The organism is Janthinobacterium sp. BJB446, from assembly GCF_002735655.1.
GTDB lineage: Bacteria > Pseudomonadota > Gammaproteobacteria > Burkholderiales > Burkholderiaceae_D > Janthinobacterium > Janthinobacterium lividum.
The window spans coordinates 1545991-1564646 of record NZ_PDZK01000001.1 but is presented as its reverse complement, the minus strand read 5'-3'; the positions used below and the strand labels follow the sequence as shown (position 1 = coordinate 1564646).

At 64.6% G+C, this 18656-nt stretch carries 19 protein-coding genes; 7 read left to right on the top strand and 12 right to left on the bottom strand.

The features are described from left to right. Positions 1 to 74: 74 nt before the first annotated feature. Positions 75 to 446, top strand: coding sequence for a hypothetical protein (locus CSQ92_RS06850; RefSeq protein WP_099393640.1), 372 nt, complete (start codon positions 75 to 77; stop codon positions 444 to 446). A gap of 22 nt (positions 447 to 468) precedes the next feature. Here the strand turns inward: CSQ92_RS06850 and CSQ92_RS06845 are convergent, their stop codons facing one another. After that, the gene (locus CSQ92_RS06845; RefSeq protein ID WP_257219141.1) at positions 469 to 1425 is read right to left on the bottom strand and encodes a tyrosine-type recombinase/integrase; all 957 of its coding nucleotides are present in this window, start codon (positions 1423 to 1425) and stop codon (positions 469 to 471) included. A 284-nt stretch (positions 1426 to 1709) separates the two neighbouring features. Between CSQ92_RS06845 and CSQ92_RS06840 the strand changes: the two genes are divergently transcribed. Then, positions 1710 to 2720: a DNA-binding protein gene (locus CSQ92_RS06840; protein WP_180276957.1), complete on the top strand. Its 1011-nt coding sequence runs from the start codon at positions 1710 to 1712 to the stop codon at positions 2718 to 2720. A 130-nt stretch (positions 2721 to 2850) separates the two neighbouring features. Here the strand turns inward: CSQ92_RS06840 and CSQ92_RS06835 are convergent, their stop codons facing one another. From CSQ92_RS06835 to CSQ92_RS06820, 4 genes are read right to left on the bottom strand one after another with little or no spacing between them, the layout of a single operon-like run. Next, complete coding sequence (locus tag CSQ92_RS06835) at positions 2851 to 3279, bottom strand: GNAT family N-acetyltransferase (protein ID WP_180276956.1); 429 nt, start codon at positions 3277 to 3279, stop codon at positions 2851 to 2853. A gap of 21 nt (positions 3280 to 3300) precedes the next feature. After that, on the bottom strand, positions 3301 to 3852 hold the full coding sequence (locus CSQ92_RS06830; RefSeq protein ID WP_099393636.1) for a hypothetical protein: 552 nt from the start codon (positions 3850 to 3852) through the stop codon (positions 3301 to 3303). Next, on the bottom strand, positions 3849 to 4283 hold the full coding sequence (locus tag CSQ92_RS06825; RefSeq protein ID WP_099394607.1) for a DUF1801 domain-containing protein: 435 nt from the start codon (positions 4281 to 4283) through the stop codon (positions 3849 to 3851). The genes CSQ92_RS06830 and CSQ92_RS06825 overlap by 4 nt, the downstream gene beginning before the upstream one ends. 30 nt (positions 4284 to 4313) lie before the next feature. Then, the gene (locus CSQ92_RS06820; RefSeq protein ID WP_139144498.1) at positions 4314 to 4922 is read right to left on the bottom strand and encodes a hypothetical protein; all 609 of its coding nucleotides are present in this window, start codon (positions 4920 to 4922) and stop codon (positions 4314 to 4316) included. Positions 4923 to 5118: 196 nt separating this feature from the next. Here CSQ92_RS06820 and CSQ92_RS06815 point away from each other — a divergent pair, with 196 nt between their 5' ends. Together CSQ92_RS06815 and CSQ92_RS06810 are read left to right on the top strand one after the other, a co-directional pair. Next, the gene (locus CSQ92_RS06815; protein WP_099393635.1) at positions 5119 to 6027 is read left to right on the top strand and encodes a VirK/YbjX family protein; all 909 of its coding nucleotides are present in this window, start codon (positions 5119 to 5121) and stop codon (positions 6025 to 6027) included. A gap of 137 nt (positions 6028 to 6164) precedes the next feature. Next, complete coding sequence (locus tag CSQ92_RS06810; protein ID WP_180276955.1) at positions 6165 to 7517, top strand: serine hydrolase; 1353 nt, start codon at positions 6165 to 6167, stop codon at positions 7515 to 7517. Between the two features lie 3 nt (positions 7518 to 7520). On the opposite strand, the gene CSQ92_RS06805 is transcribed toward CSQ92_RS06810, so the two are convergent. The 3 genes from CSQ92_RS06805 to CSQ92_RS06795 all read right to left on the bottom strand — a co-directional run bounded on the left by CSQ92_RS06805 (position 7521) and on the right by CSQ92_RS06795 (position 11027). Further along, complete coding sequence (locus CSQ92_RS06805) at positions 7521 to 7874, bottom strand: hypothetical protein (RefSeq protein WP_099393633.1); 354 nt, start codon at positions 7872 to 7874, stop codon at positions 7521 to 7523. Beyond that, on the bottom strand, positions 7871 to 9439 hold the full coding sequence (locus tag CSQ92_RS06800; RefSeq protein WP_099393632.1) for an EAL domain-containing protein: 1569 nt from the start codon (positions 9437 to 9439) through the stop codon (positions 7871 to 7873). The genes CSQ92_RS06805 and CSQ92_RS06800 overlap by 4 nt, the downstream gene beginning before the upstream one ends. Positions 9440 to 9530: 91 nt before the next feature. Continuing rightward, complete coding sequence (locus tag CSQ92_RS06795) at positions 9531 to 11027, bottom strand: MFS transporter (protein ID WP_099393631.1); 1497 nt, start codon at positions 11025 to 11027, stop codon at positions 9531 to 9533. A 63-nt stretch (positions 11028 to 11090) separates the two neighbouring features. Here CSQ92_RS06795 and CSQ92_RS06790 point away from each other — a divergent pair, with 63 nt between their 5' ends. Next, positions 11091 to 11987, top strand: coding sequence for a LysR family transcriptional regulator (locus CSQ92_RS06790; protein WP_257219140.1), 897 nt, complete (start codon positions 11091 to 11093; stop codon positions 11985 to 11987). 2 nt (positions 11988 to 11989) lie between these two features. Here the strand turns inward: CSQ92_RS06790 and CSQ92_RS06785 are convergent, their stop codons facing one another. Next, positions 11990 to 12559 carry a helix-turn-helix domain-containing protein gene (locus CSQ92_RS06785; protein ID WP_099393630.1) on the bottom strand — a complete coding sequence of 190 codons (570 nt, stop codon included), beginning with the start codon at positions 12557 to 12559 and terminating at the stop codon, positions 11990 to 11992. Between the two features lie 103 nt (positions 12560 to 12662). Between CSQ92_RS06785 and CSQ92_RS06780 the strand changes: the two genes are divergently transcribed. Continuing rightward, entirely contained in the window at positions 12663 to 13193 is a 531-nt protein-coding gene (locus CSQ92_RS06780; protein WP_099393629.1) for a GNAT family N-acetyltransferase, read from the top strand. A 13-nt stretch (positions 13194 to 13206) separates the two neighbouring features. Here the strand turns inward: CSQ92_RS06780 and CSQ92_RS06775 are convergent, their stop codons facing one another. The 3 genes from CSQ92_RS06775 to CSQ92_RS06765 form a co-directional block, all read right to left on the bottom strand. Continuing rightward, on the bottom strand, positions 13207 to 14391 hold the full coding sequence (locus tag CSQ92_RS06775) for a low temperature requirement protein A (protein WP_370385423.1): 1185 nt from the start codon (positions 14389 to 14391) through the stop codon (positions 13207 to 13209). A 55-nt stretch (positions 14392 to 14446) separates the two neighbouring features. Further along, entirely contained in the window at positions 14447 to 15397 is a 951-nt protein-coding gene (locus CSQ92_RS06770; protein WP_099393628.1) for a 2-hydroxyacid dehydrogenase, read from the bottom strand. Between the two features lie 112 nt (positions 15398 to 15509). Beyond that, a complete protein-coding gene (locus CSQ92_RS06765; RefSeq protein ID WP_099393627.1) occupies positions 15510 to 16187 on the bottom strand; it encodes a hypothetical protein in 678 nt (225 codons plus the stop codon). Between the two features lie 233 nt (positions 16188 to 16420). On the opposite strand from CSQ92_RS06765, the gene CSQ92_RS06760 reads away from it, so the two are divergent. After that, positions 16421 to 18628 (top strand): TonB-dependent receptor, encoded by a 2208-nt coding sequence (locus tag CSQ92_RS06760; protein WP_099393626.1) that lies wholly within the window; start codon positions 16421 to 16423, stop codon positions 18626 to 18628. Positions 18629 to 18656: the final 28 nt, after the last annotated feature.

Below are 18656 nucleotides of genomic sequence, written 5' to 3'. Positions count from 1 at the left end.
CAGCCGGCCAGGAGCGGACGTCCGAACCTGACGTGGCAAGAGGTCATCCATTTTAAATTTACACCAGAGGTTGCATGCGCCATTTTCAAAGTGGAAGCTATTTTACGGCTTGTCTGAACATTCGACCAACGCTGTCATTCGAAGCAACTGTTGTCGTTCTGGCCGAGGCACTTGGTATCAGATTCTCGCCCGACCAGGAAGGGAAATACGAGGAATATCCGGCGTATCGCGCCTTCGCGCTTGGACTGGAAATCGCGCTATTGGCGCCTCCGCCGCTGGATTTAGACACGCGGGAGATACGCGACAACTGTTTTCAGCTAATTATCGATACCTGCGCGGACGTATCCGATGGCGGTGCGGACGTTGATCTGAGCGCTCTCATTGCGGCGCAATTAAGCTCCGCTACCGAGTTGGAAATGGAGCGTAGCGAAGTAGCATCTACGTAATACCGGAGGTTGCCAGGCGCCCTCAGCCCGCCGGCTTCCTCTTCGCCTTCAACAAACTTCCCGCCGCATTTTCCTCGAAGCGGCCCGCCTCTTCTATATAGCCATGCACGGTGCCGTCGTGGCACCAGCCGCCCTGGCGCTTGATGGCCTGGAAATCGGCGCCGGCCCGGTGCGCGCTGGTGGCCATGCCGCGGCGCAGGCTGTGGCTGGACAGTTCCGGCACGTAGTCGAGCGCCGCCAGCCTGGCGCAGCCTTCCAGTATCGTATTGATGCTGCTCGCGTGCAGCGCTTTCACGCTCACATGACCCCACTGATTCACGGTGCGCAATAGCGGCCCCGTGCGGATGTGCGCCGCGGCCAGCCAGGCGCGCAAGGCCGTGGCCGGACAACAGACACCGTCGCCGAACGGGATCGCCTTGACGATGCCCTCCCCCAGCTGGTCCGTTTTCGAGCGTGGCAGGGTGATTACCATGCCCTGCGGCTCCCAGCTCACGTCTTCCACAGTCAATCCCACCAGTTCGCTGCGGCGAAAACCGCCAAAAAATCCCAGTTGCAGCAAGGCACTGTCGCGCAAGGCCTTGACGCTGCCCAGCGCGGCCAGCCTGGCGACGATCAGCTCCAGGTCTTCCAGCGGCAGGGCCTTGGCCTTCTTCTTTGGCTTGCCGTGCAGGCGGGCGATGCCGGCCAGGGTCTTGCGCACGGTGGGCGTGGACGCCGGGTCGGCAAAGCCCTGGTACACATGCCATTGCGACAGGGCCGTCAAGCGCAGGGCCAGGGTGCGCACGTTCAGGCTGTCCGCATATGCCAACAGATAGCGGATGACGGTGGACTCGTCGGCGGGCAACGCCCCGCCCCAGGCCTGGAAGTGGCGGATGGCGGAACGGTAGGTGCGGCGCGTGTTGTCCGAGGTGGCGGCGGCGAGAAACGCCTGGTGGCGCGCAGCCAGTTCGGCATCGATCAGGGCGCCGTGTAACGGCACAGGAGCCAAGGCGGCGCTTTTGGGCGCGGCGACACGGCGTTTGGAAAGGGGTAAATCGGGCATGGAATCGCTGAAATCGGGCTGGTGTACTGGGAAATACGCAGAATACCATGCAAACCACCCCCATAACCCGCGATAAGCGATCTTATCGCGACTTATACTTTATAAAAATCATGAAAATTTATATCGTAATATGATATATTATTACGTATCATGTAATACGTTACTAAATTTCGCTCATAGGTGGTTTTATGGCCCGTACCGGCATTCTGTACTCTGATGTTATGAAAGCAGCCCAAATCGTCGCGGCCGATGGGCGCAATCCCACGGTGGACAGCGTGCGCGAAGCGCTGGGCAGCACGGGCAGCAAGAGCACCATCGCTCCCCTGTTGAAGCGCTGGAAGGAAGAGTTCCAGGGCGCGGGCGCCGTGAAAACGGAGGCAGGCTTGCCGGCCGAGCTGATGGAGGCGATGCGCGGCGTCTATGAGAAGCAGCAGCGCGACGTGGCGCAGCAGCTGGAAACGGGCATGCAGCAGAACCGCGCGGAACTCGACGCGGCTTTGGCGCAACTGAAGAAGACGGAAAACGAACGCTTGAAACTGACGGAGGCGCGCGCCGCCCTCACCCAGGAATTGCGCGCCACCCAGCATGCGCTGGCGCAATTGAAGGAAGAGCACCATTTCCGCGCCGTCACCCTGGCCACCTTGCACAGCGATAACGCAGGCTTGACGCAGCGCCTGGCCGACCGTGGCGAGGAAATCGCGGCCCTGAACCGCCAGCTGGCGCAGGTGCGCTCGCAGTTCGACCATTACCAGGAAGCGGCCGCCGCGCAGCGCAGCGAGGAACGGGCGCAGTCACAGCAACAAATCAGCCGGCTGGAACAGGATAACGCGCAGCTGCAGCAGCGTTTGCAGGGGCAGCAAGCGACCCTGGTGCAGCAGGACATGCGCCTGGCGCAGTTGCAGGCGGAACACGCGCGCCTTGCTGACGACGCGGCGGCAGACCGCGAAGCACTGGCCACCGTGCGCCCCGAGCGCGACCAGTTCGAATTTCAGTATCTGCAGGCGGCCGCGTCGGCCGACGCCCTGCTGGCCAAGCTCGATACGGCCCTGCTGGCGCTGAACGACGCCAAGGTGGCGCTGGCCGCGCAAGACCGGCAGCTCGACATGCTGGCGGAAAATGGGCAAGCATCGCAGCAGAAAATGGAAGTATTGGCGCAGGAGAGAGATGGTTTGCTGCGCGACAATGCCGGCATGGCGGCCAGGCTGGCCCTGCTTAGGGATAGCAAAGCGTGATGTTTGAGCCCGCCCTATAGCCTGGGCTCTAAATGATGGCCCCAGGCCGGGCATCGCCAGCTTTCAAGGCCTGCCGCATTATTTCGCCTGTCCCATGACGGCGGACGGGGACGAATATGCGCAGCATGCCTCACCGCCGGTAGCGCACCCGTATCCACGCGCCGATGGCGTCCACGCCGCTGTCTTCCGCATCTTCGACCCAGCCCGCGCGCGCATAAAAGCGCCGCGCACCCGTATTGGCCAGCTGCGTCTTCAGGCTCAGACGGGAACCGAAGCGCGCCACGACGGCCGCCAGCAGTTGCGCGCCGATGCCCTTGCCGCTGTGCGCCGGGTGCACGTACAGGTGGTGCAGGAAGTAATCGGGGGCGTCGCCCGTGTACACGGCCGCAAAACCGGTGACGCAGCCATCGCATTCAGCAACGAGGAGCTCTTCGCCCTGCGTTGCCGTCGTGAAAGTGGCGCTGCCAGTGACAGGGCCGAAGGCGTCGCGCCCGGCCAGGGCCAGGATGGCGGTGCAGGGCTGCATGTCGGTGCTGGCGTAGGGGCGAATCAGGCACATGGCTGGCGTACTATCCATTCCTTACAGGCGGCGGTTCAGCACGCTGTCGATATCGTGGGTTTTCAGCTCGACCTGGACCACGCCGTCTTGCAGCCAATAAGCGTCGCCTCCCCGTTGCAGCGCATCCATATCGAGCGTGCCCAAGGCCGGCGGGATGGCGCCGGCGAGCAAAGCCGCCACCTCGTCCCATGCCGCATACGACAGTTTCAGATACCAGCCGTCGTCGTGGGCAAAGGCGAGAAAGCGGCTGCGCAAGGCTGGCAGCGGCGCGAGCGCGCCACGGTGGTCCAGCATCGCGGCCACGCCTGCATCCTGGGAAGCGGGCGGCACGCCCTGCCAATCGGCCCAGGCATGGCTGCCGCAGGCAGCGATATCTTCCTGCACCAGGGCTGGCAGTTGCTGCCGCGCCAAGGTCTGGTAGCTGGCAGGTTTCCTGGCCGTCCCGGCGCTGCCCTTGCGCAGCACGATGCCGCCAGCCTTGCCGAGGGCAGGAATAAAATCCTTGAATTCGATGCCGGAAGCGACCAGCATGCGCTCGGCCGGGTCGTGCCAGATATACAGATAATGTCTCACGTGGTCGTTCGCTTTGGTTTGGGGGCCGTATTCAAAGCCACGGCGGCACGTATCAGCGCCTTGAATGCCGCGGTGTCGAGGTGGGCGCCTTCGTGCAGGTCGATGGCCCGGCGCGTGCTACCGTCCAGGCTGGCATTGAACAGGCCGGCCGGATCGGGCAAGGCGGCGCCCTTGGCGAACGTGAGTTTGACGGCCAGCTTATACGTTTCACCCGTGCAAATCATGCCCGCGTGCGACCAGACAGGCACGCCACGCCATTTGACTTCCTCGACCACTTCAGGATCCGCCTGGCGTATCAGCGCCCGCACGCTGGCGAGGGTTTTGCCGCGCCAGTCCGCCAGCGAGGCGATTTTCGCATCGATCTGGCTGGCAGCCGATGCGGCGTTCGCCGCGTCATCATCGGGCTGCGTGCCCGGTTCTGCTTTTTTCATGGCTGGCATCTCCTTCAATGCGCACACGCCTTACTGCGCAGGACTGGCCATGCAAGCGACCAGCGTAGCGATGAACTGGTCGCGCAAGGCCTGGTACTGCGCATCCGTCGCGAATGCCCGCTTGTCTGCCGGCTGATTGAGCAGATAGGCGGTGGCGACCGTCCCGCTGGCGTCATGCAGCAGCGTGTACAGACTGATCACGCCGGACGATTGCGTGATATTCGGGTTATTCAATCCTAGCACTTCCACGCCCTGGCGCGTGTCCGTTTCCAGCGGCACCAGCTGTGGCGGCTTGCTGGTGGCCGACATGTGCTGCATTTGCGCCACGATGGTGTCGCGGTCGGCGGCAAACCGGCCTTCGGCGCTGCGTTCGATCTTCAGATTCACGAACGGCAAGCTGCTCTTGTGGAACAACATCAGCCGGTAGCCATCGGCCACCGATACCTGGCCCTCTCCCGTTGCCAGCTTGACGCTGCGCGTCGTCACGTGCGCGGGCAAGCGGTCCTGCTGCCTGAACTGGAATTGGCTGCGGTTGATGCATTGCGCCAGGGGCCCCAGGGGATCGGCCGTGCGGTCTTGCGCCTGGACGCCCAGTGCGGCGAGCAGCATGGGAATGGCAAGCAATTGGCGGTGATTCATGGGCGCCTCAGTGATTAATCAGGCAAGCAGAATAAAGCCCGTGTCGCCGGCGGGCAATGATTTAGTTGTCATCCTCTAAATGTTGGCCCCGGGTAGGCCGGGATCAGGTTTCTTAATATGAAATTCACCTGGCCCACGTAGCATTCAGATTGGCAAGGCTCTCATTGTGCAGCGCCTGCCATTTTCCGGCTGAACCATGAATGACATCGCTTTACCCCTGCGCCAAGGCGCCGCCCTGCCACACCCTGCCAGCGGACACCGCCTGAAAGCGGCGCTGGGCGCCCTCTTCTTTCCCCGCCAGCGCACGCGCTGGCAAGCCTTCCTGGGCAGCATGCCCGGCTTGAGTTCCCTGGCGCAATTGCATCCTTGTTTGCGCTTCAAGATTTACCGCCCGTACGCATCGCGCCAGCTCGGTTGCACGGATCGCCTGGCCTTGCTGGAAGGGCATTACCGCTTCCTGTGGCAAGCGGGCGCCCGCGCGCTGGTCGAGCGGGCCGCGCGCCAGCCCGTCGTGCTGGCCGCGTTCGAAGGCAAGGATGCGGCGCTGTACCGCCTGCAGCTGACGGCCATCCACGACAGCTACCGCGAAGGCGAACTGTGCCTTCGCCTGACGCGCGATGGCCAACCCTTTTACTTGGCCAGCTTTTTGTTCGTGCCGCGCGCCGATGGCGTGTCCTTGCAGCTGGGGGCGCTGCAAGGCTTGCGCTCGGAAGCGGGCAAACTGGCCGTCAAGGAGGCCACGCGGGCGCTGCACGGTTGCCGCCCGAAAAACCTGATGGTGACGGCCTTGCGCGATTTCGGCGATTTTTTTGCCTGCAATAACGTGTTTTTGATCAGCAATGACAACCGCATCGCCCTGAATGCCCGGCGCCGGCGCCATATCGCCGCCGATTACGACCTGGCATGGCAGGAATTGCACGCCTTGCGCATGCGCGACGGTAATTATCACCTGCCCTGCGCGGCCTACCGGGCGCCGGACCTGGCCGACGTGCCGTCGAAGAAACGCGCCGATGCGCGCCGGCGCGGTGAATTGCTGCAATGCATGGCCAGCGGCATGCGCGCGCAGCTGGCCTGCCTGCTGGAAGCGCCGCTGGCTGAACATTGAGCCAGCGCAAGCCTTGCCATGCCGGCAGCCATAAAACTCAGGCAGCCTTCATGTTGGGGCCGTATCCTTCACCAGGCATGCCAGAGACCTTATCCAGGCGCCGGCGTGCATCTGGCCCACCCTGGAAAAGGCTTCCCATGACACCCACTTTCGCCCTCATCCCCCTTTGCCTGCTCGGTACCGCCGCGCTGGCCGCCCCCGTGCTGGACGATGCCGTGCGCCAGCGCGCGGAAGAACTGACGCGCACGGGCTTGCATTCGAGCATCGTCATCGCCGTGATTGACGGCAAGGACAGCGCCGTCTACGGCTTTGGCAGCATTCATGCCGGCAAGAGCGCCAAGCCGGGCGCCGACACCGTCTACCAGATCGGCTCCATTACCAAGACCATGACGAGCTTGCTGCTGGCCGATGCCGTCGTCGAAGGCAAGGTGAAGCTCGACGAGCCCGTGGCGGCATTATTGCCGGGCTATACCGTCCCTGCCTTCGACGGCAAGACGATCAGCCTGCTCGACCTGGCCACGCACTATTCCTCGCTGCCGCGCCTGCCCGACAACTTCGTGCCGAAGGACCCGGCCAATCCGTATGCCGATTACACGGCAGAAAAACAGCGGCAGTTTCTTGCCGCCTATCACCTGCCCCATGCGCCGGGCACGGCCTTTGACTATTCGAACATCGGCTATGCCGTGCTGGGTACGGCCCTGGCCGCACAGGCCGGCACCAGCTATGAAGCCCTGCTGCACTCGCGCATCGCCGTGCCGCTGGGCATGCGTTCCACCACGAACACGCCTTCGGCCGGCATGCTGGCGCGCCTGGCGCCCGGCCACCTGCTGTCGGGCGAGCTTACGCCCGCCTGGGATTTGAATGTGGTGGCGCCGGCCGGCGGCGTGTATTCGAGCGCGCGCGACATGATCGCCTACCTGCAAGCGTACATGCACAGGCCGCTGCGCCCGTATGTGCTGGCGATCAAGCCGCAGCTGCCGCTGGCGCCCGATAGCGAGACGAAAATCGGCCTGGCCTGGCTGCTGGAGCAGCAACATGACCATGCCTACGCCTGGCACAGCGGCCAGACGGGCGGCTACGCCAGCTACGCGGCGTTTACGACGGACGGCAAGCGGGGCGTGATAGTGCTGACGAACACGGCGCGCGACGTCGATGCGCTGGGCTTGTCCGCCCTGCTGCCCGGCACGCCCCTGCCGCCGCTGAAAAAGCCGCAAGCCGCCATCGAAGTGCCGCGCGCCGCGCTGGCCGAATATGTGGGCGAGTATCCGCTGGACAAGAAATTCACGTTGACGGTGACTTTGGGCAAGCATGGCCTGGAAGCGGCCGGCACGGGCGTCGGTTCCGCCCCCTTGTTTGCCAGTGCAAAAGACCAATTTTTCTTCCGTGCCATCGACGCGGACCTGGCGTTTACACGCGATGCCGCGGGCAAGATCGCCAGCGCCGTGCTCAAGCAAGGCGGACAGGACGTCGTCTTGCCGCGCAAACCGTAAAACTCAGGCTGCCGGGTCTTGCATGAATTGCTCGACCCGGGCGACAAATGCCGCCTTGCTGCGCGTGCGAAACTCGCCCAGGAAGGCGTCGCTGCCCTGGACGATCTTGCCATGCCGGTCGTATGCCACCTTGCCCATCTCCAGCACGAATTCGCCCTGTGGATCGTCTTCCGGCTCGAAGTGCGAATTGAAGCAGTAACCGCTGTCGCGGCAGCTGCCCCACAGCAGCAGCGCGCTGCTGAACCACTGCATGGTCTCCGGACCCGGGTCCACTTCGAACAGGGTGTTGACGGTGATGTGCCAGCCGCCTGGTACGCGCAGCGGCTGCAAGGGATAGGGAAAGCGTGGCGGTTTCATGGGGATGCTGGCGCGCGGCGCGTTTGATAAAAGGCAAGGAATTCCACGGCCGGCAGCGCTTTCGCAAACAGCCAGCCCTGGCCAAATTCAACTTTTCGTTCCAGCAGATAATCGGCTTGCTGCTGCGTTTCGATGCCTTCGGCCACGATCAGCATGTTCAAGGTGCGGGCCATATCGATGATGTGCGGCGTGACGCTGCTGGTGGCCGCATCCGTGCCGATGGTGTCGACAAACGATTTGTCGATTTTCAAGGCATCGAGCGGCAGGTTTTGCAGGCTCGACAGGCTGGAATAGCCGGTGCCGAAGTCGTCGATGGCCACGGCATGGCCGCGGGCTCTGGCCTTTTCGATGGTGGCGCGGGCCGCTTCCACGTTGATGAAACCCCGCTCCGTCGCTTCCAGCCAGATCTGCTGCGCCTCGATGCCGCTACCGTCCAGCGCGCGTTCCAGCACGTCGAGCACCCGGCCCGTTTCGATGTCGCTGGCGCACAGGTTGATGGCGATGTGCAGTTCGCGGTCGGCCAGCAGCGCGGCGCGCATGTCGGCGATGACGCAATCGATGACCTGGTCCGTGATGGGCAAGATCAGCTCGCCTTCCTCGGCCACGGGAATGAACAGGTCGGGCCGTATCATGCTGCCGTCGGGACGGCGCCAGCGTATCAGCGCCTCGGCGCCCACGCACAGGCCCGTGTCGAGCGCGATGATGGGTTGATAATGGACAAAGAATTCGCGCCGGTCGATGGCGATGCGCAGTTCTCCCATCAGCGACAGGCGGCGTCGCGACAGCCACACGACGATGCCGACGATGAAGGCGGCCATCAGCAGGCCCAGCGGCAAGAGCAGCAGCTGTTCGCGCCGCAGCCTGTCGTTCAGCTTGCTACGTGGCTCGATCATGACGGCCGTCAAGCCATCGCGGTACAGCATCGCATGGATGCTGCCATCCGGGGTGGCGCCGTCCGCCGCAGGCAGGCCGGCAAGCAAGGCTTGCACCTGCGCGGGGTCCGGATGGTGCAAGGTGTCGAGCACGCCTTCCTTGCCGATGGCCACGGCCATCTGGATGTCGCTGTCGACAATGACGTCGGAAAAGCGCACGGGATCGATCAGCACTTTATAGGCGCGGTAAGTCAGTCCCACCATGCGCTTGCCGCCGCTGACGACGGGGCGCAGGTTGAAATCGATGCCCATGCCATTGTCCAGCGTGAAGTCGGCGGGCGTGATGGCGATGCGCTCTTCCTCGAGTCCGGTCGAGGTGCACTTGAGCAAGCCGTTTTCCACATAGCCGATATCGTCGATGCTGCGCGTGGTGATGGTGATGCGGCGCAATTGCTGGATATGGGCTTCCGAGCACGGCGCCAGGTCCAGCGCATCGGCGCTGCGCAGGGCCATGCTGGCCGAGGCGATCGAACGGTGGGCGCGCTCGAGCGCGTAGCCGGCCAGCAGGCGCAGGCGCTCCTGCTCGCCCTGCTCGGCGCGCACGGACGACAGATAGAAGGCCAGGCTCAGGGGAGCGGCCACGCCGATGACTGCGACCAGCACGCTCGTGACGATAATGCGTTTTCTGCGCATGCAATTCCCGCGGTAGTTATATGATTGCCATGTATTGCTCGATGGCATCATATTACAAGCAGAGGCCGTGTACCTGAATATTGCTGAACAGTTACAATTTTTCCAGCGGCCGCGCCAGCACGAATACCAGCGCCGCCACCATGGACGCCAGTCCGCCAGCCAGGTACAGCACGCTGGCAAAACCATCGATGAAGGCGTGCCGCGCCGCTTCCTGCGCCACGGCCTGCATGGCGGGCGGCAGCTGGCCGAAGGCCTCGGCCGCATTGCCGGCGACGATGCGGCCGATCATCTCGGGCGACGCCTTCAGGCCGTGCAGCCACGCCAGCTTCTCGAACGAAGTGGCCGTGCGCATGGCCAGCACGGCGCCCAGCGCGCCCACGGCCAGCACGATGCCGACAAAGCGCGTGGTGGTGCTGATGCCGGAGCCCATGCCCGTGCGCTCGCGCGGGATGCAGGCCAGGATGGCCTTTTGCGTCGTACCATTGAGCAATCCCGCACCCGCTCCCGTGACTATCATGCCGGCCGCCACCCAGCCATACTGCAGGCTGGCAGCGGCAAAGGCTGTGGCCACGTTGCCGACAGCGACGATCAGCAAGCCCGTCACCAGAATGCCGCGGTCATCCAGATGGCGCATGGCGCGTGGCGCCAGCCGCGACAGCACCACCATGGCGACGGCAAACGGCAGCATGGCGCAGCCGGCCAGCACGGCGGAAAAGCCGAAGGCGTTCTGCAGATACAGGGGTAAAAAGGTCATCATCACCTGCGCGGCGATGGCGTAGCCAAACATGCCCAGCACGGCGCCGACGAACACGCGGCGGCCAAACAGGGATAAATCGACCATCGGGGCGCGCTGGCGACGCTCCACCAGCACGAACACGGCCAGCAGCGCCGCCCCCGCGACAAAGCGCAGCACGGTGGCGCGGCTGGACCAGCCCGCCACGCTGGCGTCGATCAGGGCCCAGATGATGCAGAACAGGCCGGCGGAGAATAATGCCGCGCCGAGCGGATCGAAGCTGGCGTTGGAAGCGTCCTTCGACTCGTCCACATGACGCTGCACCAGCCACATCAGGATGGCCACGACGGGCAGGTTCAGGTAGAAAATCCAGCGCCAGTTGATGGCGCTCGTGATCAGGCCACCCAGCAGGGGCGCCACCGTCATGGCCACGCCCATGGCCGCACCCCACACGGACCAGGCGCGCGCCCTCTCCTTTTCCGCATGAAAGGTGTGGCCGATGACGGCCAGCGCGGAGGTCAGCAGCAGCGCGGCGCCGAGGCCCTTGATGGCGCGCGCCACGTTGAGCACGAACGGCGTCCACGCCAGGCCGCACAGCAGGGACGCCAGCGCGAACACGGCCAGGCCAAACAGCATCACCCTGCGCCGTCCCAGTCGGTCGGCGATACTGCCGGCCGGCAGCAAAAACGAGGCGAACGCCAGCATGTAGGCGCTGACCACCCATTCCACGTCGACGAAGCTGGCGTTGAGCGAACGGGCGATCGACGGCAGGGAGACGGCCACGACGTTGGTGTCGAGCATGATCAGGGCGCACACGCCCGAGCACGTATATAAGGTCCAGTTGGTATTCTTCATGCCTCGATTGTAAGCAGGCTTGTATTATTTCCTGTTATAAGATGATCGCCTTATAATTCACTGATGGTGAATATAGTCAAAGACATGGAATTGCGGCATTTCCGCTGCGTGCTGGCCGTGGCGCACAGCCTGCACTTCGCGCGGGCGGCCGCGGAACTGGGCATTTCGCCGCCCGCGCTGACCAAGCAGGTGCAGGAAACGGAACAGCTGCTGGGTACGCGTTTATTCCAGCGCAGCAAGCGCGCCGTGGCCCTGACGGCCGCCGGAGAATTGTTCGTCATCGAGGCTGCGCGCGCGCTGGCACAGCTGGCGCAGGCGCAGGAAGTGGCGCGGCGCGCGGGACGGGGCGAACTGGGACGCCTGGAAATCGGCTATGTCGCATCAGCAGCTTACTCAGGCGTGCTGCAAGACCAGTTTGCCCGCTTTCGCGCCAGCCACCCGGGCATCCACATCGGTGCGCGCGAATACGCGATGGATACCCTGCCCGGCTTGCTGGACCAGGGCCGCGTCGACCTGGCCTTCGTGCGCCCGCCCCTGCGCTTGCCGGACGGACTGGACAGCGTGGTCTTGCTGCGCGACCGCTTCGTGCTGGCCGTGCAGGCCGACAGCCCGTTGGCCCTGTTGGATGTGGCGGTGCCGGCCGCGCTGGCGCAGCAGGCATTCATCGTGCCGGAACAGGAATTGGGAACCTTGGAAGCGAGCCGGCGCGGCGGTTTTGCGGCGCAGGTGGTGTCGCGCCCGGGCAGCCTGGTGGCCGTGCTGACGGAAGTGTCGCTGGGCGTCGGTTGCGCCATCGTGCCCCATTCGGTGATGGCCAGCGTGCAATTGCCCGGCGTGGTGTTCCGCGAACTGGCAGGGCCGCAGATCAGCTCGGAAATCGCCGTGGCCTTCCGCCGCCACGAACAGGCGCCCGCCGCGCGCGCCTTCATTGCCCAGCTGCGCGCCGCGGCGCTGGCTTGACTTCAGCTATTCTTCAATACGGCCACGGCGTAGGTGCAGGCGGTGGCCGTTTCATTGCTGAACACGCAGTCGGCCGGCGGCCCCAGTTCCAGGCAGTCGCCCTCGTCCAGCACGTGGCGGGTCTCCCCTTCGAGGAAGACGAGGCTGCCGCTGAGCGACCAGATCAGCTGGCGCCGCGCCACATAGGCGGCGGCCGGCATGGCCACCACGGCGCCCGGCGGCAAGGTAATGTGCACGAGGTCGAGCGGCATGTCGGACGCTGGCGACACGTGCCGCCGCACATAGCCGCTCTGCGGGTCGATCCACACGGGTTGTTCAGCCTTGCGCAGCAAGCGCCCTGCGCGCATCTCGGCGCGGGCGATCAGTTCGGACATGCTCAGCTCGAAGGCGCCCGACAGCCGCGCCAGCAAGGTGGCCGTGGGGCTGCAATCGCCCCGCTCCACCTTGTGCACCATCGCGCGCGACACGCCCGAGCGGGCCGCCAGTTCCGTCAGCGACCAGCCCAGGCTTTCCCGCTCGAGGCGTACCCTGGCGCCGATGCGCTGGTTCAATTCGTCTGGTTTAGTGGACATATATTGGATTTCATTCCGGCTTCCATTCGGATTTTATTGGACAAGGCGTGAGAGGCAATCTATGATTTGTCCATTATAGTAGACGACTAGCAAGGAGAGCAACATGCAGGTACGCGATGCCCATGCGGGCGACATCGAGGCCATCACGGCCATCTACAACGATGCCGTCAGGCATACCCTGGCCATCTGGAATGAACGGACGGTCGATGCGGCCAACCGCGCCGCCTGGCTGGCCGACCGCCAGCGGGCCGGCTATCCGGTGCTGGTCGCCATCGATGCGGAAGGAAATGTCGCTGGCTACGCCGCGTTTGGCGACTGGCGCCCGTTCGAGGGTTTTCGGCATACGGTCGAGCATTCCGTGTATGTGCGCGCCGATCGCCGCGGCGCCGGTGTCGGCAAGGCCTTGATGGTGGAATTGATCGCGCGGGCGCGCGGCCTGGGCAAGCACGTGATGGTGGCGGGTATCGAAGCGGGCAATGCCGGCTCGATCGCCCTGCACAAGCAGCTGGGCTTCGAGGAAGTGGGCTTGATGCGCCAGGTGGGCACCAAGTTCGGCGCCTGGCTGGACCTGGCGTTCCTGCAGCTGCAGCTCGATGCGCGCAGCGATCCGGACGGCATCGCGCCGCCCGGCTGAGGGAAAACCGACGTCAGGGATCGATATCCGGTGGCGGACGGCGCAGCGCCATATGTTCCCACACGGCCACCAATACCAGCACGCAGCTGGTGATGCAGGCCAGGGTCAGGGGCGCATACAGCCGTCCATACGCCATCGGGATCAGCGCCAGGATGATCAGGATGCCCAGCAGATGCGACAGCGGCGGCGCGGCGCGCTCGCTGCTGACCCATTTGAACAGCGCATTGCCCAGCAAATACAGGATCGGGCCGCCCAGCAAGGCGCTGATGCCGGCGAAGCTCGCCTCGTCCGGATGCACGAGGGCCAGCTCATCGGCCACGGCGGAAACGATCACGCCGCCCACGATCAGCACGTGGATATACGTGTAAGCCTTGCGGGCGATGCGGCCCGGGTCTTTCGAGTGGGCGATGCGGTGGTGCCCCGCCTCGGCGCCCGTGTCGAAGTAGATCCACCACATGGCGATGCTGCCGACCAGGGCCGACAGGAAGCCCAGCCAGTTGCTGGCCGTCCATTCCAGGCCGGCGAAGGTGGCACCCGTCACCAGCAGCGATTCACCGAGGGCGATGATGACGAACAGGCCGCAGCGTTCGGCCATGTGGCCGCCATCGACATCCCAGTCGGCCGTCGTCGAGCGGCCCAGGCCCGGCAGGCCGAACTGCATCCAGGGGCCGGCCAGGTCGATCGCCAGTGCCAGCACCCACCAGAAGATGCGCTGCTCGGGCGACGCGACGCCGCCGGCGATCCAGAAGATACCGGACAACACTGCCCACAGGGCGATGCGCTGGAAATTGCGGCGGCGCGACAGCGCTTCATGGCGCACGGCCCACCAGGCGAACAGGGGACGCCCCACCTGCATGGCGACGTAGGCGCCCGCGAACGCCAGGCCCCGCGTGCCGAACGCCTCGGGGATCGAAGCGGACATGATCAGGCCGCCCAGCATCAGCGCAAACAGGCTGATGCGCACGGGAATGCGCTCGGGGTCGAGCCAGTTGGTGATCCACGACGTGAAAATCCACACCCACCAGACGGCCATCAGCAGCAGTCCCGTCTGCAGCCAGCCCATGGCGCTCAGGTGCGCCAGCAAGCCGTGCGACAGTTGCGTCACGGCAAACACGAACACGAGATCGAAGAACAGCTCGATCATGCCCACCTTGCCGCTGTCCTGCCCGCCGCGCGTGCGCAACAGCGATTTTGTCAATTCCATAGCTACTCTTTCATTCATGCTTGATTAAAACGGTTCATCCCGGGCGTTATCATTTTACTGGCGTCAATAGCGGCAAACCGGCAAAGTGCGCGGCCAGATTATCGACCACCAGTTGTCCCATCGCATGGCGCGTTTCCACGGTCAGGCTGCCCACGTGCGGCGTCAGCACCACGTTCGGCAAGGCGCGCAAGGCGGCAGGCACCCTCGGCTCGTCGGCAAACACGTCGAGGCCGGCCGCGCCCAGGTGGCCATCCTGCAAGGCGGCGATCAGGGCTTCTTCATCGATGAGGGCGCCACGGGCGATATTGATCAGGGTGCCTTGCGGTCCCAGCGCGTCGAGCACGGTGCGGTCGATGATCTTGCGCGTGGCCGGGGTGCCCGGCGCGCAGACGATCAGGTAATCGCTTTCCTGCGCCAGGGCCAGCAGGGATTCGGCGCGCGGCACGCTGGTGCCGGCAATGGCGCGCGGCTGGAAGTAGCGCACGTGGATGCCGAAGGCGGCCAGGCGCAGCGCGATGGCCTGGCCGATCTGGCCGAAACCGAAGATGCCGGCCGTCTTGCCGCGCAGGCTGGATGCGGGGGCGATGGCTTCGCGGCGTTCCCAGCCGCCATCGCGCACGAATCGGTCGAGTGCCACGATGTGCCGCGCGCTGGCCAGCAGCAAGGCCAGCGCCACGTCGGCCACGTCATCGGTCAGCACGTTCGGCGTGGTGGTGACGGCGATGCCGCGCTCGCGCGCCAGGTCCAGCGCCACGCCATCGAGTCCGACGCCATTGACGGCGATGATTTCCAGCGTTGGTAACAGGGCCATGTCGGTGGCGTTCAAGCCCAGCGCGCCCGTCGTGACAACGGCGCGGATGGACGGCGCCCGTTCGGCCAGCCAGGCGTGGCGTTCCTGCGCCGGCACTTGCCAGGCGTGATGGCAGGTATATTGCTGTTCCAGCTGCGCGTTGACGGCAGCCGAAGGGCTGGGAGCGAGGATGAGGAGTTCGGGGAGCATGGGCGTCCTGGGTCGTGTCACATGAATTGCAGACGCAACTTAGCATATTTGACGCCCTGCCGGGGATGACTGCCCCGCAATCGCCGTGATAACCCTGTGCCGAATGCGGTCTTTAGCCCGGGCAAGGCACGCGTTTCACCTTGCCGCCCGTCCTGGCCGGGTCGGCGCCAGAGCCGGGATTCTCGGCCATGCCAAAGCACGTGGCGCCGCCGGCACTGACGACGCGCGTGGCGGGCCGGCCATCGGCCGTGAGGAATTCCTCCACGCGGATGACGGGGCCGCCGCGCCAGGCGGAGGCAACCAGCTTCTGGAAAGTGCTTTCGCTCTTCAGGCCGGCAGAGGCCAGCCATGGCTGGTCTTGCTTGAGCTCGCTACGCAGAGCCTTGTCGGCGGCGCCCGCGGCCAGCCGCGCGCGCGTGCGCAAGTCTGCCGTCGAGGGGGCTGCGGCAGGCACGGCGGGAAGCTCTTCGGCCGGTACGGTGATGGCTTCCACTATTACGGGAGATGGTTCGAGGATGGCGGACGGCGCGGCGGGCGGCGCCGATGCCCGCGCGCGCGGCACAGGCATGGGCAAAGGCAAAGCCATCGGTGGCGCCTGCGGCGTGGGCCGGGGCGGCAGCAAGGTCATGAAAGCCACTTCCGTGTATTGCTTGAGTTGCCGCGGCGGCAGGAGCAGAAAATACAGGCCCAGCACGTGCATGGCCAGGATCAGCGCGACGGCAGCGCCTTTCAGGCTCAAGCCCTCCCGCATGCGCATGGAAGCGGACTGTATATGGTGTTGCAATGGCATGCGGTTTCCTGTGGGCGCCGGGCGCGATGCCCCATTCTAGCGAAACTTGGATTTGCGCATTAATAAATCCACAAGGTACCGTGTGGCGCGCCTTTTTCCGCCAGATTCCAGTGCCTTGGCATACCGGCTGTTGTACAAATGGCGACTTTTTTATCACTTTCTCACACTTTTCCACGCAGCGCGCCACGCTGGAATATAATGATAATCATTCTCATTAATATCCATACAACACCATGCGCACCTTCCACCTCGTCCCTACCCCGTTCGCCCTGGCCGCTTTCCTGCTGGCCAGCGCCGCCGCCCAAGCCCAAACCGCTCCCGCCACAACGGCCGGCGACGCGCAAAGCATGCCGACGGTGGTGGTCAATGCGTCCGCCGATGCGTCGGCGGAAGGCTTGTCGAAGGCGTATGCGGGCGGCCAGGTGGCGCGCGGCGGGCGCATGGGCATTCTTGGTGCCGTGGACATGATGGACTCGCCATTCGGCGGCACCAGTTACACGCAGCAATTCATTGCCGACCAACAAGCGCGCAGCGTGGGCGATCTGTTGCAGAGCGATCCGGCCGTGCGCATGTCGCGCGGCTATGGCAATTTCCAGGAAGTGTATGTGATCCGCGGCTTCGCCCTCGATTCGGACGATGTGGCGTATAACGGCCTGTACGGCGTGCTGCCCCGTCAATATGTGTCGCCGGAACTGCTCGAGCGCGTGGAAGTGTTCCGAGGCGCCAGCGCCTTCCTGAACGGCGCGGCGCCTGGCGGCAGCGGCATCGGCGGCGCCATCAACCTGATGCCCAAGCGCGCCGGCAACACGCCGCTGACGGAATTGACGGTGGGCGTGGAATCGGGCGGCCACGCCTATGCGGCCATCGACGTGGCGCGCCGCTTTGGCGCGAACCAGGAATTCGGCGTGCGCGTCAACGCCGCCAAGCGCCAGGGCGAGACCAGCATCAAGCGCGAAGACCACGACGTGGGCATGTTCTCGCTGGGCCTCGATTATCGCGGTCGCGGCTATCGCCTGTCGGCCGATGCTGGCTACCAGAATTTCAACCTGACATCGCCGCGCCCGTCCGTCGCCATTGGCAGCGTGGCCGTGCTGCCATCCGCACCCGATGCCGCGAAGAACTTTGCCCAGCCATGGAGCTATTCGAAGGAACACGATGTGTTCGGTACGGCGCGCGCCGAAGTGGACCTGGCCAAGGATGTCGTGGCCTGGGCCGCATTTGGCTCCCGTTCGACCAGGGAAGCCAACAGCCTGGCCGAGCCTTCGTTGACCTCGATCAATGGCGACGCCACGGTGTCGCGCTTCGACAATGCCCGCAAGCAAGAAATCCGCACGGGCGAACTGGGCATTCGCGGCAAGCTCGTTACGGGCGCCGTCAAGCACACCCTGGTGGCCAGCTGGTCCGGGCACTGGAATGAAGCGAAGAACGCCTATGCGATCGGCGACAAGTTTGCCACCAACATTTATGCGCCAATCAGCGTGACCCCGCCGCCAACACCCTACACGGGCGGCATCATGAGCGACCCGCGCATCACCCAGAAAACCATCCTCAACAGCTATGCCCTGGCCGACACCATGGCCTTCCTGGACGACAAGCTGCTGCTGACCGTGGGCTTGCGCCGCCAGCAAATCAAGGATGCCGGCTACGACTACAACACCTCGGTGCTGCAAGGCAAGGCCTATGACGAGAGCGCCACGACGCCCGTGGCTGGTATCGTCTTCAAGGCGAACCAGAACGTGTCGCTGTACGCCAACTACATCGAAGCACTGGTCAAGGGCCCAGCGGCCACGGGAACGTACGTGGAAAACGGCCACCAGCTCAACGTCGACAACATGGGCGACGTGTTTGCGCCGTACAAATCGAAGCAAAAGGAAATCGGCGTCAAGTATGACGGCGGCAAGCTGGGCATGAGCGCCGCCCTGTTCAGCACGGCCAAACCGTTGCTGGCCGTGGTCGGCAAGCGGGCCGAACTCGATGGCGAACAGCGCAACCGTGGCCTGGAACTGTCGATTTTCGGCACGCCGATGCAGGGCGTGCGCCTGCTGGGCGGCTTGACCTGGCTCGATGCAAAGCTCAGCAATACCGACGTGGCCGCGAATAATGGCAAGAAACCCATCGGCGCACCGGAAACGCAGATGAGCGTGGGCGGCGAATGGGACGTGCCGGGCGCGCCAGGCCTGACCCTGAACGCCCGCACCATCTACACCTCGACGCAATATGCGGACCAGGCCAACACCAAGCAACTGCCATCGTGGACCCGCCTCGACATCGGCGCGCGCTACCTGACGCAAGTGGCGGGCCGTGACGTGACCTTGCGCGCCCGCGTGGACAACGTGACGGACCGCAATTACTGGTCCTCGGCCGTGTCGTCCTTCAACATCGGCTCGCTGGTCCTGGCCGCGCCGCGCACCGTGGTCGTATCGGCCAGCGTGGCATTTTAAAGGCCGCGCCCCTGTCCTACTTTGAAAA